The 22,381-nt window shown below is 54.6% G+C and carries 22 protein-coding genes; 8 read left to right on the top strand and 14 right to left on the bottom strand.

Translation table 11 applies throughout. The annotated features are described in order from the left end of the window. Positions 1 to 17: 17 nt before the first annotated feature. Positions 18 to 431 (top strand): hypothetical protein, encoded by a 414-nt coding sequence (locus OO713_RS04770; RefSeq protein WP_264784967.1) that lies wholly within the window; start codon positions 18 to 20, stop codon positions 429 to 431. Here OO713_RS04770 and cysE read toward each other — a convergent pair. Both cysE and cysK read right to left on the bottom strand, forming a co-directional pair. Continuing rightward, positions 402 to 932: a serine O-acetyltransferase gene (gene cysE / locus OO713_RS04765; protein ID WP_264784966.1), complete on the bottom strand. Its 531-nt coding sequence runs from the start codon at positions 930 to 932 to the stop codon at positions 402 to 404. The genes OO713_RS04770 and cysE overlap by 30 nt on opposite strands. After that, positions 929 to 1,879, bottom strand: coding sequence for a cysteine synthase A (cysK, locus tag OO713_RS04760; RefSeq protein ID WP_264786441.1), 951 nt, complete (start codon positions 1,877 to 1,879; stop codon positions 929 to 931). The genes cysE and cysK overlap by 4 nt, the downstream gene beginning before the upstream one ends. 123 nt (positions 1,880 to 2,002) lie before the next feature. Here cysK and OO713_RS04755 point away from each other — a divergent pair, with 123 nt between their 5' ends. Next, positions 2,003 to 2,368, top strand: coding sequence for a hypothetical protein (locus tag OO713_RS04755; protein ID WP_264784965.1), 366 nt, complete (start codon positions 2,003 to 2,005; stop codon positions 2,366 to 2,368). Between the two features lie 6 nt (positions 2,369 to 2,374). Here the strand turns inward: OO713_RS04755 and OO713_RS04750 are convergent, their stop codons facing one another. The 4 genes from OO713_RS04750 to aroA are packed head-to-tail and all read right to left on the bottom strand — an operon-like array spanning position 2,375 to position 6,593. Beyond that, on the bottom strand, positions 2,375 to 3,553 hold the full coding sequence (locus OO713_RS04750) for an MFS transporter (RefSeq protein ID WP_264784964.1): 1,179 nt from the start codon (positions 3,551 to 3,553) through the stop codon (positions 2,375 to 2,377). Next, positions 3,554 to 4,327 carry an inositol monophosphatase family protein gene (locus OO713_RS04745; protein ID WP_264784963.1) on the bottom strand — a complete coding sequence of 258 codons (774 nt, stop codon included), beginning with the start codon at positions 4,325 to 4,327 and terminating at the stop codon, positions 3,554 to 3,556. Beyond that, positions 4,327 to 5,331: a ribosome small subunit-dependent GTPase A gene (rsgA, locus tag OO713_RS04740; protein ID WP_264784962.1), complete on the bottom strand. Its 1,005-nt coding sequence runs from the start codon at positions 5,329 to 5,331 to the stop codon at positions 4,327 to 4,329. Before rsgA ends, OO713_RS04745 begins: the two co-directional genes overlap by 1 nt. After that, positions 5,328 to 6,593 carry a 3-phosphoshikimate 1-carboxyvinyltransferase gene (aroA, locus tag OO713_RS04735; RefSeq protein WP_264784961.1) on the bottom strand — a complete coding sequence of 422 codons (1,266 nt, stop codon included), beginning with the start codon at positions 6,591 to 6,593 and terminating at the stop codon, positions 5,328 to 5,330. Before aroA ends, rsgA begins: the two co-directional genes overlap by 4 nt. Positions 6,594 to 6,687: 94 nt before the next feature. On the opposite strand from aroA, the gene OO713_RS04730 reads away from it, so the two are divergent. After that, positions 6,688 to 7,272, top strand: a complete 585-nt coding sequence (locus OO713_RS04730) for a sigma-70 family RNA polymerase sigma factor (protein ID WP_264784960.1) — start codon at positions 6,688 to 6,690, stop codon at positions 7,270 to 7,272. A gap of 2 nt (positions 7,273 to 7,274) precedes the next feature. Further along, positions 7,275 to 7,517, top strand: coding sequence for a zf-HC2 domain-containing protein (locus OO713_RS04725; RefSeq protein WP_264784959.1), 243 nt, complete (start codon positions 7,275 to 7,277; stop codon positions 7,515 to 7,517). Here OO713_RS04725 and OO713_RS04720 read toward each other — a convergent pair. Then, positions 7,514 to 8,107: a GDSL-type esterase/lipase family protein gene (locus OO713_RS04720; protein WP_264784958.1), complete on the bottom strand. Its 594-nt coding sequence runs from the start codon at positions 8,105 to 8,107 to the stop codon at positions 7,514 to 7,516. The genes OO713_RS04725 and OO713_RS04720 overlap by 4 nt on opposite strands. A gap of 1 nt (position 8,108) precedes the next feature. Next, positions 8,109 to 11,792, bottom strand: a complete 3,684-nt coding sequence (locus OO713_RS04715; RefSeq protein ID WP_264784957.1) for a multifunctional oxoglutarate decarboxylase/oxoglutarate dehydrogenase thiamine pyrophosphate-binding subunit/dihydrolipoyllysine-residue succinyltransferase subunit — start codon at positions 11,790 to 11,792, stop codon at positions 8,109 to 8,111. A gap of 117 nt (positions 11,793 to 11,909) precedes the next feature. Here OO713_RS04715 and OO713_RS04710 point away from each other — a divergent pair, with 117 nt between their 5' ends. Next, positions 11,910 to 13,211, top strand: coding sequence for a hemolysin family protein (locus OO713_RS04710; protein WP_264784956.1), 1,302 nt, complete (start codon positions 11,910 to 11,912; stop codon positions 13,209 to 13,211). Further along, positions 13,204 to 14,238 carry a hemolysin family protein gene (locus OO713_RS04705; RefSeq protein ID WP_264784955.1) on the top strand — a complete coding sequence of 345 codons (1,035 nt, stop codon included), beginning with the start codon at positions 13,204 to 13,206 and terminating at the stop codon, positions 14,236 to 14,238. Before OO713_RS04710 ends, OO713_RS04705 begins: the two co-directional genes overlap by 8 nt. On the opposite strand, the gene OO713_RS04700 is transcribed toward OO713_RS04705, so the two are convergent. From OO713_RS04700 to OO713_RS04680, 5 genes are all read right to left on the bottom strand, one after another. Then, complete coding sequence (locus tag OO713_RS04700) at positions 14,228 to 15,304, bottom strand: NADH:flavin oxidoreductase/NADH oxidase (RefSeq protein ID WP_264784954.1); 1,077 nt, start codon at positions 15,302 to 15,304, stop codon at positions 14,228 to 14,230. The two genes, OO713_RS04705 and OO713_RS04700, sit on opposite strands and share 11 nt — an antisense overlap. Further along, positions 15,301 to 16,464, bottom strand: a complete 1,164-nt coding sequence (locus OO713_RS04695) for an MFS transporter (RefSeq protein ID WP_264784953.1) — start codon at positions 16,462 to 16,464, stop codon at positions 15,301 to 15,303. The genes OO713_RS04700 and OO713_RS04695 overlap by 4 nt, the downstream gene beginning before the upstream one ends. A 10-nt stretch (positions 16,465 to 16,474) precedes the next feature. After that, positions 16,475 to 17,680, bottom strand: a complete 1,206-nt coding sequence (locus OO713_RS04690) for a homoserine O-acetyltransferase (RefSeq protein ID WP_264784952.1) — start codon at positions 17,678 to 17,680, stop codon at positions 16,475 to 16,477. Further along, a complete protein-coding gene (locus OO713_RS04685) occupies positions 17,681 to 18,976 on the bottom strand; it encodes a bifunctional o-acetylhomoserine/o-acetylserine sulfhydrylase (protein WP_264784951.1) in 1,296 nt (431 codons plus the stop codon). A 79-nt stretch (positions 18,977 to 19,055) separates the two neighbouring features. Then, complete coding sequence (locus OO713_RS04680; protein ID WP_264784950.1) at positions 19,056 to 20,249, bottom strand: M20 family metallopeptidase; 1,194 nt, start codon at positions 20,247 to 20,249, stop codon at positions 19,056 to 19,058. A gap of 47 nt (positions 20,250 to 20,296) precedes the next feature. On the opposite strand from OO713_RS04680, the gene OO713_RS04675 reads away from it, so the two are divergent. Together OO713_RS04675 and OO713_RS04670 are read left to right on the top strand one after the other, a co-directional pair. Further along, positions 20,297 to 20,947, top strand: coding sequence for a uracil-DNA glycosylase (locus OO713_RS04675; protein WP_264784949.1), 651 nt, complete (start codon positions 20,297 to 20,299; stop codon positions 20,945 to 20,947). Positions 20,948 to 20,949: 2 nt separating this feature from the next. Next, on the top strand, positions 20,950 to 21,519 hold the full coding sequence (locus tag OO713_RS04670; RefSeq protein WP_264784947.1) for a GNAT family N-acetyltransferase: 570 nt from the start codon (positions 20,950 to 20,952) through the stop codon (positions 21,517 to 21,519). Here the strand turns inward: OO713_RS04670 and OO713_RS04665 are convergent. Beyond that, positions 21,509 to 22,282: a DeoR/GlpR family DNA-binding transcription regulator gene (locus OO713_RS04665; protein WP_264784945.1), complete on the bottom strand. Its 774-nt coding sequence runs from the start codon at positions 22,280 to 22,282 to the stop codon at positions 21,509 to 21,511. The two genes, OO713_RS04670 and OO713_RS04665, sit on opposite strands and share 11 nt — an antisense overlap. Between the last annotated feature and the right edge of the window lie 99 nt (positions 22,283 to 22,381).

Raw genomic sequence — 22,381 nt, 5'->3', positions numbered from 1 at the left:
TCACTAGTCTGACTCTCGTGAGTTTGGCAAAGAAGATGTTTATCCCCCAGGACACCATGGTTCCATGCGTCAAGTTGGCCGTTGATGCAGATTTAGATGATGTCTCGCCGTGGGCGGTGGATTTTGACCAGGCTACCGAGGTCGTGGAGCAGGGCAAAAGCCCCGCGATGTTCATATTTGCCGAGAACTCCGAAGAGCTTGAGTCACTGGCTCCAAAACTGAAATCCGCGTGGGACAAAAAACTAACCTTTTGGATTTTCTACCCCAAGAAACCACACCTGGGCACTGATCTGGGTAGGGATGCTGTTTGGAAACAGCTGAAGCGGCATGGAGTTCAGGGCACCAGGCAGGTCGCGGTGGGTGACAAGTGGAGCTGTATGTACTTCAAAAACAGCGGTAAATCAGATTACGTAGAGATCGTCGCCGGTTAGGTTCAACAACCTTGCGTTGACACCAACTGCAACTGTGCCGCCAGGCATGTTCTTGGTCACCACAGCATTGGCACCAATCGCACAGTCGTCTCCGATGGTGATGTTTCCAATGAGTTTTGCGCCTGCGCCGATTGTGACGCGATTGCCGACGGTTGGATGACGCTTCACGGGGTCCAAAGTCTTTCCACCCAGGGTCACTCCGTGGTAGATCAGGCAGTCATCGCCGATGATGGCGGTTTCACCGATTACTACTCCGATGCCGTGGTCAATCACCAGACGACGCCCAATCTTGGCACCGGGGTGGATCTCAATGCCAGAAAAGAACTTCGCCCAGTTCGAAAGCATTCGAGCCAGAATGCGAAACTTCCAACCCCACAGCACATGCGCGATTCGGTAGGCCCAAATCGCATGTAGTCCAGGGGAGGTCAGAAATAGTTCAAGTGCGGTCCTGGTGGCGGGATCGCGCTCCAGACCTACCTTGATGTCTTCGAAAATTCTCAACTCTTGGTCTGGTATTCCTCTTGAAGGTCTCGGTAGAGCGTTGAAGAGATGTAACGCTCACCGAAGGAAGCCAAAATCACAACCACATTCTTGCCCGCAAACTCTGGTCGGTGCGAGATCTCCTTGGCTGCCCATAGCGCGGCGCCGGAGCTAATGCCAGCCAAGATGCCCTCTTCGGCAGCCGCTCTGCGAGCAAACTCAAAGGCGACAGCGTTAGGAGCACTCAACACCTCGTCGTAGACGGTGGTGTCCAAGATGTTAGGGATGAAGTTTGGGCCGATACCTGCCAGTGGGTGACCAGCTGCTTCACCGCCGGTGAGAAGCGGTGACGCCGCTGGCTGGACGGCGAAAATCTTGATGTCCTGGTTTAGTTCGCGAAGGCGCTGGCCGGTGCCGGTGATGGTTCCGCCGGTTCCGGAACCCGCGATGAAAGCGTCAATGTTGCCATCGAGGTCTCGCCAGATTTCCTCAGCAGTGGTCTCACGGTGAATCTTCGGTCCAGCTGGGTTCTCAAACTGTCGAACCAACAGTGAACCTGGAATCTCCTTGCCAAGTTCTTCAGCCTTGGCTACCGAACCCTTCATGCCCTCGCTGGCTGGAGTCAAAACCAGCTCGGCACCATAGGCACGAATCAGAATCTTGCGCTCCAGGCTCATCGACTCTGGCATCACGATGATGGTGCGGTAACCGCGAGCTGCGCCAACCATGGCAAGGGCAATACCAGTGTTTCCACTGGTGGCTTCGATGATGGTGCCACCTGGCTTTAGCTCACCCGCAGCCTCAGCCTCGTTGACCATGGCAATACCGAGGCGGTCCTTCACTGAGGATGATGGGTTGTAGAACTCGAGCTTGGCATAGACGTTTGCTGCACCGCCATCGGTCACTCGGTTCAGCTTCACGAGTGGTGTGTTACCGAATGCCTCGGTGATGTCGTTATAAACCCGCATCGAATCTCCAGTTTCAAACTTAGGAACCATGGAAGTGTAACCATAAAGCCCCCCTTTACTTCCCCCGTTACAAATCATTACGGTTCAGCGAATTTTGATAATTCAGTTTTAGTCTTGCTCACTATGCGAATACTTCCGATTCTGATTGCTCCTGTCATCGCCATCACCCTCTCCGGTTGCAGTGTTGAGGAGGTTGCCAAGACTGCTGCGGACGCAGCCGCCTGCACCGCACTCTCTTCCACTCTGGAAGGCCTGTCGGAGGCCTATAACGCAGGGTTGGTGGACTCGGGGGTAATCGCATCGATTGATGCCCTGGTGGGCGACCAGGCCCGCGAGCTACTCTCAAGTTCGCTCGCTCAAGACATCGTCGCGCTTGGAGACTTACTGGCTGAGACTCAAACGGCCGGTGAAGCTCAACAAAAGGTTGACGAACTGACCGGTTCAATCACCCAGAAGTGCTCAGGTGTTGGAGTAACCATCGGCGAATAGTCGAAACTAGTTCTTAACTCTGAGTTCTTGATCGATGGTGTGACGCTTACTGATCTGTAGCGCAACCGGAATCGCCAGTAGCGCAAAGCCGAACATTAGCCACAGCGCAGCTTCCCAGCCGCCAGTGAGCTCGCGCATTACACCTACCGCAATTACCGACACTGATGCGGTGCCATAGCTCAAGCCCTGACCAAAGGCGCTAACCGCCAAGACTGTCGAGCGGTGCTCGCTTCTTAGGTTGAAAAGCGTGAGTGCAAGCGGGAACATGGTTGGTCCAAATCCGGCCATGATCACGTAGAACCAAAGCCACGACGTGTCGGCAAAAAGCATGCCCAGCACGCCTCCAGCTCCCATCACCCCAGAGAACACCACAATCCAAACCTGAGCCGCTGGATATCTATTGGCCAAAATAGGCACAAATATCGAAGTTGGAAGACCCATCAGAGCGAATAGCGAGAGCAACAGTCCGCCTTCAATAACCGAGACCGAGTTGTGTTCAACCAAGAGCAGTGGCAACCAGGCGAAGCTGACATAACCAAATACCGAGGTCATGGCCTGCATGCCGGCAATTGCCCAGGCGGTCGGCGCTCGCCAGATTGCCTTAGATCCACTTGCAACCTCGGGCTTGGGCTCCGGCGTGGAGTTGCCAAGCAGGGTTATCAGCGGGATGGCAGCCAGGAATGAGAACAGCGCCCACTGACCAAGCGAGAATCTCCAACCCAGCGCATCCGCTACCGGTACCGCAACCAAAGAACCCAAGGTTGCCGAAATCGCTGTGAGGGTGATGTAGAAGCTGGTAACGGCTCCAACTCGGTTGGGGAAATATTTGCGGACCAAAACCGGTAGCAACACGTTCCCAATGCCCATGCCTAGAAGTGCTAACAGGCTGCCAGCAAACAACGATGTTGAATCCCAGGCCAGGGCCCTGAGGGCGTGACCGAGGATGATCATCACGATCGTGAGCATCAGCGTCTTTTCAACGCCGATGCGCCTAGCTGGGCGATACGAAAGTTGAGTCGCGAGGGCGAAGGAGAGCGGTGCGGCAATACCAAGCAGCCCAATGGTGACAATCGGCAGCGGGATCTCTTTTTGAATGAAGCTAATTACCGGCGATACCGATGAAACCGCAGTTCTTAAATTGAAGGCGATCAGTGCAATAGCGGAGATCGCCAGAAACTTCTTCAACTAGATAACTCCCAATTCGCGCTGAATGCTCTGGTGAAGCAGCGAGTTGGTTGCCAAAACGCTCGAACTGGTTTCTGTTAGATCCCCGCTCAGTGCGGTCAGCTTGCCCCCTGCCTCCTCGACAATCGGAACCAAGGCTGCGATGTCGTAGAGCTGGAGGCCATGCTCGGAAACCATTTCAAGTAGCCCCTCGGCCAAATACATGTAGCTCAAAAAGTCGCCATAGGCGCGATCACGCCAGACCTTGCGAGTGAGCTCAATGAGCGGGTTTAGCAGTCCCGCGTTGTCCCACTGTCTGATTGAGTTGAAGCTGATCGATGCATTTTCAAGCTCGGCAATCTTGGAGACTTGGATTCGTCTCACCGAGCCATCGACGTCTTTGGTGAATGCACCCTCACCCTTGGTGGCCCACCATCTCCTGCCAAGTGCCGGTGCCGAAACCACGCTGGTAACTAACTCGCCCTTGACTCGAAGTGCGATGAGTGAGGCCCAGATCGGAACTCCTCTTAGGTAATTTGCGGTGCCATCAATTGGATCGATAATCCACACTCGATCGCTGTCGCCGGTGTTGGCAAACTCCTCGCCTATGACTCGTTCGGCTGGGCGATGCTGGGCAATGAGATCTCGAAGTTTTGCCTCAACGGCACGGTCGGCATCGGTAACCGGAGTTCTATCCGGCTTGGTTTCGATGTTGAGATCTAGTGCTCGAAAACGCGCAAGGGAAATCTCGTCCGCCGCATCGGCCAGCATCAAAGCGAATTCAAGGTTGTTCATTAGGACCAATCTACCGAGCTAACCTCTTGCACCAGGCGCCGGAAGGAGTCCAATCGCAGCGCAGTGACTTCACCACGCTCGGCTGCGGCATCGAGTTCGCAGTCAGGAGCCGCCGCAAGGTGAGAGCAATCCCTTGGGCACTGCTCGCTCGCCTTCGCTAGATCGGCAAAACCCTTCAGAAGCCCCGCTGCATTGATACCCGCAAGGCCAAAGGTTCTAACTCCCGGGGTGTCAACAATCCAACCGCCGTGAGCGGATATCGCCATGGCTGAGGAGGAGGTGTGCTTGCCCTTGCCGGTCACCTCATTGACCTCCCCGGTCGCCCTCAGGTAATTCGGAGCTAGGGCATTGATCAAGGTCGTCTTGCCAACTCCCGAGTGGCCGGCGAACACTGTGGTGTGATTCTTGATGTGCGGGATCAGCTCATCCAAGTTAGGAGCATCGGATCGAGTCTTGATGATGGTCAAATCAAACCCCTGGAAATTACTCAAAAACTCATCCGGATCCTGCAAATCGCACTTGGTCATTACCAAAAACGGCTTGATGCCAGCGTTGTAGGCGGCAACTAAGTACCTATCCACCAATCTGGCCTTAGGCTCGGGGTTCGCGCTTGCCAGCACGATCATTAGCTGGTCTGCGTTGGCAACAATCGTCTGTTCGCCAGCTTCGGACTCTTCGTTCAGCCTTGAGAGTGCGGTCTTGCGCGTTTCAACCTTGACGATTCTGGCAAGGCTGCCCTTCGCTCCGCTGAGATCTCCATCCAGGCGAACTTGATCGCAGGTGACACAACCTTTGTTGCGAAGCTCTTTGGCGAGGGTGGCTAAAACCTCTTTACCTTCGACTAGAACCCGATAGCGAGCCAGGTGAACCTCTAGGACCATTCCAAGTGGCGCCTCATCGAAATTTGGTCGACGCTTGGTTCTTGGTCTTGAACCACGAGGGTTTGGCCTGACTCGGACATCGTCCTCGTCTAGGTAATCGTCCTCGGAGTAGGTTCTGGTCACAAAGACTCCAGCATGTTCATCCAGAGCGTTGGAAACTCAGGCATGGTCTTTGAAGTGGTGGCGATGTTCTCAACCTCGATTGGATACCGAAGTCCGATGATTGCCCCCGCGGTTGCCATGCGGTGATCCTCATAGCTGAACCACTTACCACCCGTTATCTCAGCAGGTGTTATCTCCAAGCCATCGGGTAGCTCGTGGCAATTACCGCCAATTCGATTGATCTCCGCGGTCAAGGCTTTCAGGCGATCCGTCTCGTGACCACGCAGGTGGGCGATGCCTGTGATTCTCGTGGGGGAGTCGGCTAACACCGCAAGTGCTGCGATCACCGGAGCCAGTTCGCCGCCAATCGAGAGGTCAATGTCAAGGCCGTGAATTGCCCCACCCTGCAACTTAAGTCCGGATTCGCTTCGGGAGATTTTGGCACCCATCATCGGCAGGATTCGCTCAAACTCGGCACCGACCTGGGTGGTCCTATCTGGCCAGTGCGGGATGGTGATCTCGGCATTGCAAACCATCGCAGCCGCTAAAAATGGCCCTGCATTCGAAAGATCTGGTTCAATCACAACGCTGCCACCGGAAACTGGACCCGGCTCAACTCTCCAACTGCGCTCATTGATTGCATAAGCATTTACACCGCGCTGACGAAGAGTTTCTATGGTCATCTCAATGTGTGGCAGCGACGGCAGCTCTTCTCCGGTGTGGATAAGGGTAAGACCCGCTTCAAACTTGGCTGCCACCAACAAAAGCCCAGAGACAAACTGCGATGAGGCGGATGCGTCGATCTCAAGTTCGCCACCTTTGATTTGACCATCCGTTTCAACGCTGAAGGGGAGAGCGATTCTGCCGGGCTCGATCTGGGCTCCAAGGGCACGAAGCGACTCAATGGTGGTGTGCATGGGTCTGCGCCTTGCACCCTCGTCTCCATCAAAGAACGTCTTGCCTTTGGCAAGTAGTGACAGCGGCGGCACAAACCGCATCACGGTGCCGGCGAGACCGCAATCAATGGTTGCACCGCCAGTTAGTTCGCCAGGAGTGACGAGGAGGTCCCCACCTTGCCATTCAAACTTTGTGCCCAGGCTTTCAAGCGCAGCAATCATTAGCTTTGAGTCCCGCGAGACTAGCGGAGCAATCAGCTTGGTTGGAGAATCCGCGATTGCCGAAAGTAGTAGCTCGCGATTGGTAAGGGATTTTGACCCCGGGAGATTCACCGTGGCACGAAAAACTTTGCCTTTGGGGGCGGGCCAGAATGGGTGAGAGCTCATTGGGTCTAAGGATACAAGCCCTAGATTGCCGTTTCTAAGGGCAACTTCGGGTTTTTCAAGAAACTCAGGTCAAACCTCAATACACTCAGTATCAATGAGTGAAAAGAAATCAGAGAAGCTAAGAAGCTTCGAACAACAAGCTTTACCGCTCATGCCTCAGCTTTACGGAGCAGCACTGCGCTGGACTCGTAACCCGTCTGACGCTGAAGATCTAGTTCAAGAAACTTTCGCCAAGGCATTCACCGCCTGGAGCAAATTCGAACAGGGCACCAACCTAAAAGCCTGGCTTTTTAGGATCATGACCAACACTCACATCAACCTCTACAACAAAAGAAGCAAGGATCAAGCTAAGACTGCCCTTGACGATTTGGAGGACTGGCAGGTTGGCGGCGGCGAATCCATCACCTCGATCTCGACCAGATCGGCTGAGCTAGAGGCTTTGGATAATCTGCCATCCCAAGTAATTCGTGATGCCCTAGATCAGATTCCAGACGAGTTCCGAATGGTTGTCTACTACGCGGTTGTAGAGGGTTTGCCCTATGCCGAAATCGCAGATGTGATGGGAACTCCGGTTGGAACCGTCATGTCGCGCTTGCATCGCGGGAAGAAACTGCTAAAAAATCTGTTATCTGACTATGCAGCCCAAGAAGGGTATCGCGTAGATAGAGAAGAGGAGTGATGATGAAACAGCTTGACTGCGATGAAGTAAAGCGCAGCGTTCATGAGTATCTACACTCCGCAATGCACGAGCAGGAGTTAGATGCGGTCACCGCTCACCTTGCAAATTGCGACTCCTGCGAGCAGCACTACGACATTGAGATTGTTTTCAACCAGGTCATTCAGCGCTCTTGCGATGAGGCGCCAACCTCGGAGCTTGCAGAGCGAGTGATGCAAAGACTTCGTGAGATTCAAGATCACGACTAGTTAGTTTCGGTGAGCCCTAACCATTCAAACCAACCCTTGTTCAGAACCAACCAGGCAATAAGCCCATAGCCGACCTGGCCTGGCAATCTTCTTGGGTGAGTAGAAACCTCAGCGACCCAACCTTCGTGCTCTCGAAGCGGCCTGAAGCAGTCGACATAGGCAATCTGACGTCTTTTCACAACGTCCTCGAAGCCGGCGTTGAGGTGATCAATCTCGGCGTCGACATCTGGAAGCGTCGAGGGCGTTGGGCCAATTACAAATATCTTTACGCCCTCGCGAGCGGCATCATCCAAAAGCGAGGCCAGGTTTAGTCGCGAGCGAGAGATGGTCAGCCCCTCAAGAATGTCTTGAGCCGAGAGCGCTAGCACCAGGTAGTTTTCGGTCTCCGGGCTGAATCTCGGCAGTGCTTCAGTGCGCCAGCGCTCAAGCAGTTGAGTACTGTTTTCGCTAACCATCGCGAGCGGGAAGATCGCAACGTCATCGCCCTGCGGGAGTCGAGCTTGGACTCGACCCAACCAACCAAGCCCTTTAGGGTCACCGGCGCCCGAGAGTAACTCGTCACCGAGAATTACAACCCTAATCCTTCGCAAACTAAGCCTCGAATGCTCTTTGGACTAGATCGGCCTGCTCTGTCGCGTGGCGCTTTGCCGAACCAGATGCCGGTGAGGCTGATGCTGGGCGAGAGATGTTGCGGAAGTTGATGCCGTACTTAGGCATAAACAGACCCATGTAGGTCCAAGGACCTTGGTTTGCTGGCTCGTCCTGAACCCACACCAACTCGGCATCTGGATACATCGCGATGGCCTGCTTCATCTCTTCAACCGGAGTTGGATAGAGCTGCTCGATGCGCACGATTGCGGTGTCCTGAGTGCCACGCTTTTGTGACTCAGCAAGCAGATCCCAGTAGATCTTGCCCGAGCAGAAGATCACGCGCTTTACGTTGGCCGGGTTTAGCCCCTGCTCATCGTTGATTACTGGTCGGAAGCTGCCCTGAGTGAAGTCCTCCACCGCAGAGGATGCAGCCTTGAGACGAAGCATCGACTTTGGAGTGAACACAATCAGCGGTCGCTTTGGTGAAGCAAATGCCTGTCGACGCAGCAGGTGGAAGTGCGAAGCCGGAGTCGATGGCTGAGCCACGGTCATGTTGTTCTCGGCACAAAGCTGCAGGAAGCGCTCGATACGAGCGGAAGAGTGGTCAGGACCTTGACCCTCATAGCCGTGAGGCAGCAGCAGCACCAGCGAAGCGTGCTGGCCCCACTTCTGTTCGGCGGAGGAGATGAACTCATCAACTACAGTCTGAGCACCGTTGACGAAGTCACCAAACTGCGCTTCCCACAGGGTCAGGCCATTTGGCTCCTCGACGGAGTAGCCATACTCGAAGCCCATGGCTGCATACTCGCTAAGCAGCGAGTTGAATACCTGGAACTTGGCCTGGTTCTCAGAAATGTACTGAAGTGGCATCCACTCCTGACCGGTGTTGCGGTCGTGGAAGGAGGCGTGACGCTGCACGAAGGTGCCGCGACGCGCATCCTGACCTGCAAGACGAACGTTCACGCCCTCAAGTAGCAGCGAACCAAAAGCAAGTAGCTCGCCAAAGCCCCAGTCGATTCCGCCCTGGCGGCTCATCTCAACGCGCTTTTCCAAAAGCTGAGCGAGCTTCGGGTGAACTGCAAAGCCAGCAGGCTGGTTAGCGTGAGCGTTACCGATTGCCTCGACAACCTCCTTGGCAACTGCGGTTGGCTTGGAGATCTCCTGCTTTTCGCTGGCAGTGGTTCCAATGCCTGCAGGGCGAGTCGGTAGCTCAGCAGGCGCACTCATGGCCTCATGGACATCGACAAAAGCCTTTTCCAGCGTTGCTTGGAAGCTTTGGTTGGCCTGGTCGAACTCCTCTTGGGTAATGTCCCCGCGACCAATCAGGTTCTCCATGTAGAGGGTCCTGACGCTGCGCTTGTGCTCAATCAGGTTGTACATCAGCGGCTGAGTCATCGAAGGGTCATCGCCTTCATTGTGACCGCGTCGGCGGTAACAGACGATGTCGATTACTACGTCCTTGTTGAAAAGCTGACGGTATTCGAAGGCGATTCGAGATACTCGCACTACCGCCTCTGGATCGTCTCCGTTGACGTGGAAGATTGGTGCCTGAATCGCCTTGGCGATGTCAGTGGCGTAGGTGGTGGAGCGCGAGTCCTTTGGCAAGGTGGTGAAGCCCACCTGGTTATTGACCACGATGTGGATGGTGCCACCGACCTTGTAGCCCTCAAGCTGGCTCATCTGCAGCGTCTCTGGAACTACACCTTGACCTGCGAATGCGGCATCTCCGTGAATTAGCACTGGAACAACCGGATAGTTCTCTGGGTTACCTAGGCGATCCTGCTTGGCACGAACGATACCCTCCAACACCGGGTTTACGGCCTCGAGGTGAGATGGGTTTGCAGCCAGCGAGACTCGAACCTGCTTGCCAGAGTGGTTGGTGAAGACGCCCTCGGTGCCGAGGTGGTACTTCACATCTCCCGAGCCCTGAACACCCTTGGTGTCCATCGAGCCCTCAAACTCCTTGAAAACCTGACCATAGGTCTTGCCAGCGACGTTGGTGAGAACGTTTAGACGACCACGGTGTGCCATTGCAATGGCAACCTCGTGTAGGTCAGAATCTGCGGCATCCTGCAAGATCTGGTCAAGCGCCGGAATCAAAGACTCACCGCCCTCGAGGGAGAAGCGCTTCTGACCAACGAACTTGGTCTGCAGGAAGGTCTCAAAGGCCTCAGCCTCATTCAGCTTCTGCAGAATGCGGAACTGCTCTTCCTTGGATGGCTTGACGTATGGGCGCTCAAGCTTGTCCTGGAACCAGCGACGCTCCTCAGGGTTTTGAATCTGCATGTACTCAACACCGACGGTGCGGCAGTAGCTGTCGCGCAGAATCCCAAGCATGTTGCGGAACTTAGCCTTGGTTCTGCCACCAAAGCCACCGGTCTTAAAGGTGCGGTCGAGATCCCAAAGCGATAGGCCGTAGGAGCGGATGTCTAGGTCTGGATGCCAGCGCTGCTGATACTCAAGTGGATCGATATCCGCAATCAGGTGACCGCGAACTCGGAAAGCGTTGATGTACTCCTGGATTCTGGTGTTCTTGCCGTTTTGATCGGCTAGATCCCAGTGGAAGTCCTGCACCCAAACAACTGGGGTGTAAGGAATGCGCATATCCGCAAAGATCTGGTCGTAGAAGCCACGATCTCCAAGTAGAAGCTCGTTGATGATCTTTAGGAACTCACCACTTCCAGCACCCTGAATGACTCTGTGGTCATAGGTGGAGGTAAGGGTCAGGATCTTGCCAACGCCCTGCTCCGCAAGAAGCTCCTCGGCCATGCCCTGGAACTGTGCTGGATAGTCAAGCGCTCCAACACCCACGATGCAGCCCTGGCCTCGGGTCAGCCTTGGCACCGAGTGCACGGTGCCGATGCCACCGGGGTTGGTCAATGAGATCGTGGTGCCCTGGAAGTCCTCAGCGGTGAGCTTGTTGTCGCGAGCACGCTTCACAAGTGACTCGTAGGCGGCGACAAACTCGGCAAAGTTCAGAGTCTCGGCTCGCTTGATGTTTGGAACTAAGAGCGCTCTGGTGCCATCTGGCTTTGGGATGTCGATTGCAAGGCCGAAGTTGATGTGTGGCGGGGTGACCATGGCTGGCTTGCCATCAACCTCGTCATAGAACACGTTCTGGGAAGGGAACTCTTTCAAAGCCTGCACCACGGCGTAGCCAATGAGGTGGGTGAATGAAACCTTGCCACCGCGAGTGCGCTTGAGGTGAGAGTTGATGACAATTCGGTTGTCAATTAGAAGTTTGGCTGGCACCTGTCGAACCGAGGTAGCCGTCGGAATGGACAGTGAGGCATCCATATTGGAGGCTAGGGTCTTGGCCATGCCCTTGAGGATGGTGACTTCAGGCTCAGCCTCGGTTTCCGCCGATGTGGTGATTGCACCGGTCTGAGCTGGAAGATTAGCTGGAACCGGAGCCGCCTTAGGAGCGCTCTCGGTCGCTTTTGCAACAGGAATTGTGATTGCTTCGGTCGGGGTTTGAACCACTGGCGCAGCGATTGGGGTAGGCACCGGCTGAGCTGCGGGGGCTGGGACGGGGGAAGAACCCTGGGTCTGCTGGTAGCGCTCCAGAATTGGCCACCAGGATTTGTCGACGGAATCTGGGTTTTGCAACCACTGGGTGTACATCTCGGCTACAAGCCATTCGTTTGCGCCAAAACCAGAGTCGGAGTTCAAATTGTCGGCCATCGACAGGGTGCCCCTTTGTGTGAAATTGTTAGGACCGCACGAAAGTCTACCCGTATCACTATGTATAGTGTTTTCGAATATGGATCCTGATAAACATAGATTTTGGCCGGTGGCTAGGTGAGCGACTACCTGCTGCTGGCCCTTGGCGTCCTGCTAACGATCGGGACCGGCCTATTTGTCGCGAGCGAATTCGCGCTGATAAACACTGACCGCGTAGAGCTCGAAACCCTAAAAAGCGAGGGCCAAAAAGGCCTCGACTTACCAATCAAGGCAATTTCTCAAACTTCTACTCATCTCTCTTCCGCTCAGCTTGGAATCACGCTTACCACTCTGCTCACCGGTTATGTTTTGGAGCCTTCGGTTTCGCGGTTGATTGGACCTTGGCTGCTAAGCATCGGCGTAGATTCCGATGCCGTGCCAGCGGTTTCAGTGGTGCTCGCGATGGTTATCGCAACGATTTTCAGCTTCCTCATTGGCGAGCTTGTTCCTAAGAACATGGCACTCTCGGCGCCGGTGAAAGTGTTGAAGCTGGTAATCGGCTTCCAGCTCTTGTTCACTTGGATTTTCTCGATCTTGATTCGCTTACTAAACGCAAACGGAAACTATCTGCTGCGCAAATTTGGCGTTGAGCCTAAGGAGGAACTCTCGGCTGCTAGAAGCGCTGACGAGCTGGCCTCGCTGGTTCGCCGAAGTGCTGACCTTGGTTCACTGGAGCAGGACACGGCCCAGCTGATTGAAAAGACAATTGAGCTGCAAAGCCTCACAGCATCAGACATCATGACTCCACGAGTGAAGATGTTCAGCCTCGATCGGAATGACTCTGCCGCAGATTTGATTGCCCTGGCTTCGAAGACCGGTCACTCGCGTTTTCCAGTCATCGGCGAGGACGCCGATGACGTCGTAGGTGTTGTTCACCTAAAGCGAGCCGTATCAATTCCAGTCGAGCGTCGTGAGCAGGTTCCAGTCTCGGCAATCATGGTCGAGCCCGTCAGAGTTCCCGCCACCATGACTTTGGACCGCTTCATGATTCAGCTTCGCGGCAAGGGTTTGCAAATGGGAATCGTGGTTGATGAATACGGTGGTACCGCTGGCCTTGCCACCTTGGAAGACGCGGTTGAAGAGGTGGTGGGTGATCTCGCGGATGAGCACGATCGGGCGCGATTCGGAATCGCTCGCTACGCCGATGGCACCTTGAGCTTCTCAGGTCTCACTCGCCCAGGCGAGCTGGAAGATTTTGATCTCAAGATCGCCGAGGATGAGGATTACGACACTGTCTCTGGTTTTGTGATGGCGGAGCTTGGTCGCATCCCAGAGGTCGGCGACAAAATCATGGTTCAGGGTGGAGTTATCTCAGTGACCCGCATGGACGGTCGACGAGTTGACCGACTTCGCTTCACCCCGGAGGTGAGCGATGAATGAGGATCTAATGGGCCTAATTTGGCTCGTCGTGTTGCTCGCAACTAACGCCTTTTTTGTGGGAGCTGAGTTTGCAGTCATCTCGGCAAGGCGCTCTCAAATCGAACCCAAGGCAGACGCCGGAAATGGCTTGGCCAAGATTACCCTCAAGGCCATGGAGCAGGTTTCGCTGATGCTGGCCACGGCTCAGCTTGGAATCACGGTTTCATCGCTATTGATCCTGGTTATTGCCGAGCCTGCGATTCACCACCTGCTCGAGATACCACTCTCAGCGCTTGGCCTTGGTTATGCGACCACCTCGGTAACCGCCTTCGTAATCGCACTTTTGCTCGTCACCTACCTGCACGTGGTGTTGGGGGAGATGCTCCCGAAGAACTTCGCAATTGCACTGCCGGAGAAGGCAGCTCTGGTTTTGGGTCCAGCAATCTACTTCATCGCCCAAGCGGTTAGACCACTGGTTTGGACGTTGAATCAGCTTTCAAACTTGATTCTCAAGCTGTTTGGCTTTGAGCCCAGGGATGAGGCCAACACCGCCTTCACTCTTGTAGAGGTTGAAGGAATCGTTGAGGAGAGCACCAAGACCGGTGTTTTGCAAGACCAGGGTGGAACCATCACCAAGGCCTTCGAGTTCACCGAAAAGCGCGTGCTGGATATCACGGTGCCGATCGATCAGCTGGTATCGCTGCCGCTTGGTGCTTCGGCTAAGGATCTACAGGAACTGGTCTCGGATCGTGGCTTCTCGCGTTTTCCAGTGGTGCAAAACAACGAGCTGCTTGGGTACTGGCACCTGAAAGACTCTTTGGTTGCGGTCAGCGACCAGCTGGATTCACCGCTTCCACATAAGTTGATGCGCGCTATGATCTCGATTCCGCAAACTGCTGAGCTCGAGGATGCCTTGGCTCAGATGCGAAAGGCCGGCGCTCACATCGCACGCTCATTCTCGCCCGATGGCACCGTGGTCGGCTGTGTCTTTTTGGAAGACATCATCGAGGAGCTCGTGGGTGAGATTGAAGACGCCACTAGGCGCTAGGGAATCTGCCTCGTTCGTACTGCACCGGCCAGGTAATCTCCTCGCCAAGTTCGTGTGCGGCACGCAGTGGGAACTGCGGATCCCTTAGAAACTCTCGTCCCACCAACACCACATCAACCAAACCGCGCTGCAAAATTTCTTCGGCCTGACCGCCTGAGGTGATTTGGCCCACTGCTCCAACCGGTGTATGAGCCTCGCTCTTTAGATTTTCAGCGAGTGGCACCTGGTAACCGGGGCCAGTTGGAATCTTTACACCCATGACCAAGCCACCAGATGAAATGTCAAACAGGTCAGCTCCCAGCTCATGGCACCAGGCAGCAACCTGGTTGGTTTGGGCCTGGTCCCAGCCGCCTTCGACGTAGTCGGTGGCACTGAACCTAACGAACAGCGGTATCGCGGGGCCAATGGTCTCTCGGACCGCGCTCACTGTCTCAAGGAGCAGTCGCGCTCTGTTTTGCAAAGACCCACCGTACTTATCGGTTCGCTTGTTGGTTAGCGGAGAGAGGAACTGGTGCATTAGGTAGCCGTGAGCAGCGTGAATCTCAATGCTTTGAAAACCAGCTGAAATAGACCTCTTCGCAGCAGCTGCAAAATAAGCCGGGATGGCCTCAATCTCCTCGGTGCTAAGTTCTCTCGGAGCGGCATAACCAGGGAAGGCCTCACTGGTTGAGGAAACGGTCTCCCAGCCACCTTCGCCCAAAGGCACGGAACCAGATCCCGACTGAGCTCTGTAGGTAGAAGCCTTGCGACCGGCATGGGCCAGTTGGATTGAACTGGTCGCACCCTGGGCGTGAATGAAGTCAGTAACTCGCTTCCAGGCAGGAATCTGTTCGTCGTTCCAGATACCAGTGCACCAAGGGGTGATTCGACCCTCCGGCACCACAGCGGTTGCCTCGGCCATCACTAAACCTGCGCCACCGACAGCTCTTGCTCCCAGGTGTACCAGGTGCCAATCGTTCGGCATACCGTCTTGGTTTTCGCACGAATACATGCACATCGGAGAAACCCAAATGCGGTTCCTCACCTCAACCGAACGGATCTTGATGGGGCTAAAAAGCAATGTCATTTAGGTAGTTTCTCCAACTTTGGATTTGCCAGGACGATAAAGATACCCAAAACCGCACCCCAGCCAATCGCCCACTCGAGTGGGAAGGCAACGGTTAGTAGTCCAATGATCGAGGGCCCCGCAAGGGTTCCGATGTAGGTAATACCCACCACCTTGGCCATGTTTCTACCCTGATGGGTTGGCTCCCCAATTTCGCCAGCGGCGGCAAAGATCTGCGGCACCACACCCGAGATGCCTAGTCCAAGCAGAAACCAAAGCGCGAGTGAGACTTCGCCCGATGGTGCGATGGCTTGAAGTGCGATTGCGATTGCTGCGACCAGGGAACCCCACTGAATCACGAAGCCGCGACCCTTGCGCTCTACGATTCGGTCGATAAAAATTCGGCCGAGAATCATGCCGATGTTGAATGCAGCTAGCCCCCATGCAGCCAGGGCCACGCTGAAGTTTTGAACATCTCTTAGATAAAGCGCGGACCAGTCTTGCGCCACGCCTTCGATAATTCCACCCGAGGCTGACATCAAACCGGCAAGCAACACGAAGGCCAAGACTCTTCGGTTTGATTTGGATGCCTGCTTGTTTTCAACCTTGTTCTCGCGGGTGGCATTGATCTCATTTGGTAGTAGCCAGGTGGAAAAGAAGATTGCAAGTGCACTTAGGGTCAATCCAACAACTGGCAAAGTTTGGCTTTGCACAAAACCCATCGATATGGTCCAAAAACCAAGCGCTGCACCAACCAGACCGCCTACCGACCAGAACAGGTGGAAGAAGGTGAAGATTGCTCGCTTATTGGCCTTCTCAACCTGCAGCGCAGCAGCGTTCATCGGAACATCCACACCCGAGAGTCCAAAACCGATGCCAAAAATAGCCACCGCTAACCAAAGTGGTGAATCCGCAACTGCTGGTCCCAACAGCGCAAGTCCAACCACAATGCCACCGAGCATCGTGGTGGTTTTGGCTCCGATGTGATCGATCAGCCAACCGGCAATCTGCATTGCGAAAAAGCCACCCAGTGCCGAGAAAACCAGCAGTCCACCAAGTTGGGCATAGCTAACCCCAACGGTCTTTTCAATGAGTGGAATGTGCACGGCCCAGAGAGCTAACGACATACCCCCGGAGAGGAAGAAGAAGGAGACCGCGATTTTGGACTTCAAAAGATTCACGGTTTCAACTCTATGCCTGAAGCAGTGCCTCCAGCTGCTTGCCCACGGCCTCGATTTCAATCAAGAAGCCGTCGTGCCCAAACTCGCTCTGGATAACTTGCAACCCACCGCCAACGAGCTCGCCCTTGATGCCAGCGGCAATCTGCTCCTGTCCCGAGATCGGGAAGAGGCGATCGGAGTCAATACCCAGCACCAGGGTCGGGCAGCTGATGTTTGCTAGGGCGGCTTCGACTGACTCTCTACCACGAGCAATGTCATGAGAGTTCATGGCACTCACAAGGGTGATGTAGCTATTGGCATCAAAGCGCCTTACAAACTTATTGCCATGGAAATCCAGGTAGCTCTCAACGGCATACTTACCGCGTTGAGTCAGGGGACTGACCTGCGATTGCCAAGAGCGCCCGAATCTCTCGTTGAGCTCCTCTGGGGAGCGGTAGTTCAAAAGCGCCATGCGTCTAGCCAGCGCTAGGCCGCGATGCGGCCCAAATCCTGGTTTCGCGTCGTAATACCAACCGGCTGCAAAGTTGGAATCCGAGCGAATTGCCTCGAGCTGAACGGTGTTCAGCGCAATTTGATCCGCCGTTGAAAATGGTGGTGCAGCCAGTAGCGCAAGGCGTTGCATGAGCTTGGGATTTTCGATCGCCATTTCTAGGGCGTGCATGCCGGCCATTGAGCCGCCGACGATTGCATACCAAGTTTCAATGCCCAGCGAACGACCCAGGATCTCAAAGGCCTTGGCTTGATCGCGAATGGTTAGCTGGGGAAATGATGGTCCGTATTCACGACCATTTCGATCAAGTGATGACGGTCCGGTTGAACCCTGACAACCCCCCAGAACGTTTGGAGTGATAACGAAGTACTTGTCCGTGTCAATTGCCAAACGCGGGCCGATGATGCCGTTCCACCAACCGGCCGTGGCATGGCCATCCCCGGCATTTCCAATCGCGTGGCTATCACCGGTTAGGGCGTGCAGAACCAAAATCGCATTAGATGCATCTTCATTGAGCTCACCCCAGCTCTCATAGGCAAGCCTTGCACCCACTAGGTTTTCGCCAGACTCTGTCTCAAGATCAAAGACTTCCGAAAACTTCCGTTGACCAACTGGGTCTCCGGCAAGCCATGCTCCAGTTGCAGGTGGTCTCCCCACCAGCTGACGACGCTGCTCCTCGGAGATAAATTCCGAGGGAGCAGAGTCTTCAGATATCTGGAAATCCATTTAGCGTGCCGCGGCAAAACCCTTCTGCAGATCTGCGATCAGGTCTTGGTAGGTCTCAAGACCAACCGATAGACGAACTAGACCAGGAGTCACACCGGTGGTGGCTAGGTCAGCTGGGCTCAGCTGGGAGTGAGTGGTTGACGCTGGGTGAATAACCAGCGAGCGAACATCTCCGATGTTTGCAACGTGGCTAAATAGCTCCAGGGCATCAACAAACTTCACACCGGCTTCAACGCCACCTGCGATCTCAAATGAAACGATCGCACCAGCACCCTTTGGTGCGTACTTTTGGTGAGCCTCGTAATAGGGCGAGGTTGGTAGACCCGCATAGTTCACGCTCAGAACCTGCTGGTGCTCGGAGAGCCACTTGGCAATCTTCTGAGCGTTCTCAACGTGACGCTCCATACGAAGCGACAGCGTCTCAATACCCTGAATCAGCGAGAAGGCGGTGTCGGGGGAGACGGCAGCTCCGATGTCGCGCAGCAGCTGCACGCGCGCCTTGATGATGTAGGCGATTCCATCACCCAGGGCCTGGGTGTAAACCACGCCGTGGTAGCTAGGGTCTGGCTCAGTAAGACCTGGGAACTTGTCTGAATTTGACCACTCAAACTTGCCACCGTCAACGATTGCTCCGGCGACGACGGTGCCGTGGCCGCCTAGGAACTTAGTAGCGGAGTGAACCACGATGTCAGCACCGTGCTCCAGTGGCTTGATCAAGTAAGGCGTCGCAACGGTGTTGTCAACGATCAGTGGAACACCGTTTTTGTGAGCAATGTCAGCAACCTTGCGGATGTCGAGAATCGAAACCTTTGGGTTTCCAATGGTCTCTGCAAAGAACAGCTTGGTGTTTGGACGAACCGCACTCTGCCACTCGTTCTCATCATCCTGGTTCTCAACAAAAGTGACCTCGATGCCCAACTTGGCAAGGGTGTACTTGAAGAGGTTGTAGGTACCGCCATACAGAGTCGAAGAAGACACGATGTGGTCTCCGGCCTGAGCGATGTTCAAAATTGCAAAGGTCTCGGCTGCCTGACCTGATGAAAGCAATAGCGCTGCGGTTCCACCCTCGAGGGCGGCAATTCGCTTCTCCGCAACATCCTGAGTTGGGTTCATGATGCGGGTGTAGATGTTGCCAAACTCCGCTAGTCCGAACAGGTTGCGAGCGTGCTCAGCTGAGTTGAAGGTGTACGCGGTGGTCTTATAGATAGGCACTGCGCGTGCATTGGTGGCTGGGTCAGGGGTTGCTCCGGCGTGAATCTGCGCGGTCTCAAAACCCCAGTTGGTTGCATCAGTCATGTCAATCCCTCTTCCTTGGTTTCACAACTATCTAAGATTGCGCACCGTTGGGCAACATGCCTTGTAATTAGCCGTAACTTTAGCCTAGATGCTCGTAGGCAAGTGCTGCCAGTAGCGAAGCACACAGCGGCAAGACCGAATCATCAAACATCGCCTTAGCGCTGTGATTGGTTGGGGCCTTGGTGTGGTCAATTTCCGGCGGGCAGGCCCCTACGAAAACGAACGCTCCCGGCACTTCATCGACAATCGATGCAAAGTCCTCGCCACCGGCGATCGGGTTAGGCATGTCCATATAGCCAGGCCCTACCAACTCTGTAGCGACCTTGCGCACTCGCTCAACTGCTTGGGGGTCATTCATCAATACTTTGGTGGCACGACCAAAGCTAACCTCTGCGGTCAGGCCGAAACCCTCGGCGATCGAGTGAATCAGCTTCGGCGCAAGCTCGTGAAGCAGCTTCGTGTTCTTCTCGGAGAAAGTTCTGACCGTTGCGCCGAATGAGGCACTGTCTGCAATCACGTTGGTGGTGGCATCGTCACCGGCTCGAATCCAACCGACATTTAGGATCACCGGGTCAAACTGATCAAAGCGCTTATTCAGCATGTTCTGAAGCGCTGCGATCGCCTCGATCATTGGGCTGATCGGGTCCTTCGAGAGCCAGGGCATCGAGCCGTGTCCGCTCGATCCGTGGAATGTGACATGCATATCTCCGGCGCTCGCCATCATCGGACCAGGTTTTGTTGTGATTGCACCAAGCGGCAGTGAAGTGAAAACATGCAGGCCGTATGCAGCGATCGGTCTTTCACCACTGAGCTCCAAGAAGCCTTCCTCGATCATCACATCAGCTCCGTGATGACCCTCTTCACCTGGTTGGAACCAGATCAAAACATTTCCGTTTAGCTCGTCTTTGTGGGTGGCCAATAGGTGCGCGGCACCAATGCCAGCGGTCATGTGCAGGTCGTGACCGCAGGCGTGCATGAAACCGTTTGTGGATGCGAACTCGAGTCCGGTTTCTTCTCGAATACTCAGGGCGTCCATGTCAGCTCGGAGCAAAACGGTTGGTCCTGGTTTTGCGCCACGAATCAGCAGGCCGATGGAGTTTAGGTTTTTGCCGAGGGTGATCTCACCTAGGCCCTCGATAGATTGCAAGATACGCGCTTGGGTCTTTGGGAGGTCCAAACCAAACTCTGGAATCTGGTGAAGCTCTCGTCTGATTTGAGTAAGTACCTGGGAGTAGTTGCTGGCTTCTTCTAGCAGTTCTTTCGCAGTTCGCATCGTTGCTCCTTAGGCTCACAATCCTGCCACTTTTTAGACTGGGGTTTGTGTTCGAGGAAATGCATCCAAGCTGGCAGGCACTGCTTGAGGATAAACGTTGGCTCTTGGCCGAGATTCTCAGTCGCTACGACCAAGATCCAAATGCCATACCGGAGCGAAAAAACCTACTTCGGGCATTCCAATTTCCTCCCGAGCACTATCGAGTTTTGATCCTCGGCCAGGACCCATACCCAACCCCCGAGCATGCCATCGGATTGGCCTTCGCAGTTCCACCCGAAACTCAGCCTTTGCCTCCTACTTTGGGAAACATATTCAAAGAGCTCCGCTCAGATCTGGGCGTCTCCGTGGTCAAAACCGCCGATATTTCGGTTTGGGCCCAAAGGGGTGTGATGCTTCTAAACCGGCACCTTTCCACCTCGGCAAATAACTCCGCAGCTCATCTGAACTTTGGTTGGGGCGAGTTCACCTCCGCAGCGGTAGCTGCGTTGTGCAAGGTGCGGGGTGAGAAATTAGTTGCGATTCTCTGGGGTCAAAAGGCTCAGGAGTTGGCTCCGGTATTGAAAGATGCTCGAGTGATCTCATCGGCACACCCATCACCACTTTCGAGCTACCGCGGGTTCTTTGGTTCTCAACCGTTTTCTAGTTGTAACAAACTGCTTTTAGAGTTGGGCGAACCAGAGATTGATTGGAGCTGCTAGCGGTGGATTCCGAAACTAGATGGCGGCTGGTTCGAAAGCTACGTCAGAAACCGCAGCCGCAGCAGATTACCGAGGTCATCCGTGATGCCAGGTATGGAGATCTCCCCGCCATCAAGGACATCTACAACTACTTCATCAGAAACACTGCGATCACTTTCGATGACAAACCGCTGGATTTGCGGCACTGGACCGAGCTCCATGAACTTCTCACCAAATTGGAGCTGCCTTTTTTGGTGCTGGATCGCGGGGGAGAGGTGATTGGTTTTGCGTACCTTCAGCCCTGGCGCCAGCGGGCTGGGTATCAAAAAGTGGTGGAGACCAGTATTTATCTTTCTGCACCCGCGACATCTAAGGGTTTTGGGTCAAAACTGATGCTGGCTTTGATTTCAAAGGCTAAACAAATTGGAATCCGAGAGATTATTGCGGTGATTGCGGACCGTGGTGCCGATGCGTCAATTGCAATCCACAAGAAATTTGGGTTTGTCGAACAGGGACATCTGGCAAAAGTTGCAGTTCGGTTTGGTAGACCGATTGGCAGCTACTTGTTTTCGCTGAGCCTTCCTAAAGGCTAGCTACCCGAACATCCTTGACCCTTGATCTAAGGGTCTTCAGAGCCTGTGGGCTAATTCCATCCGTAGTGATGACCACATCGGCGTCTTCTAACGATGCAAACGACGTGAAACCGCGACCGCCCCACTTGGTGTGATCGGCTAGCACGACAAACTGAGCCGCGCGTTGGATTACGTCTCGGTTAGTTTCAGCCTCCATCAAATTCGGTGAGCTGAAACCAAAGTCACCATGCATACCAAAGGTGCCCATGAAGACCAGGTCGAGGTTGAATCGAGAGAATACCTCTGAGGTGATCTTGCCAACTAGTGAATCGGTTGGGGTTCTAAAGCCACCGGTCAGCACGACGGTTTGGTCACCGCGCTGCTCTTGGGCATAGAGGTCAGAAATTGGTACTGAGTTGGTAACGATCGTGAGGTGGGGAACCTCACGAAGTTTCTGGGCCAGGGCATAGACCGAGCTACCACCCATTAGGGCTACTGCCATGCCCGGCTTGACGAGCTTGAGCGCCTCGGCAGCGATTGCATTCTTGGCGTTTTGCTCACGCATTGAGTTGGTGGCAAATGGTGGCTCAACGGTTGAGGAGAGCGAGTTTGCGGTAACACCACCGTGGACCTTATTGACCAGTCCCTGGGCTGCCAAGGCCTCAACATCGCGACGGATCGTAACCTCAGAAACCTTTAGTGCATCCGCGATCTCGGAGATGCGAACTGCCCCCTTTTGGCCAACCTCCTCGAGGATTCTGGCCTTGCGCTGCGCTGCTAACACGTGATCACCTCAGTTCAATGGCAAAAGGCTAGCGGCAATTGCCGTTCGAAACTGAATGATTTGCTAACGGAGTGATTACTTCTGTCGCTTTTAGTGCGG

It is taken from the genome of Aquiluna sp. KACHI24 (assembly GCF_025997915.1).
Lineage (GTDB): Bacteria > Actinomycetota > Actinomycetes > Actinomycetales > Microbacteriaceae > Aquiluna.
The sequence above is the reverse complement of the archived record's forward strand: the minus strand, read 5'-3'. Positions and strand labels throughout refer to the sequence as shown.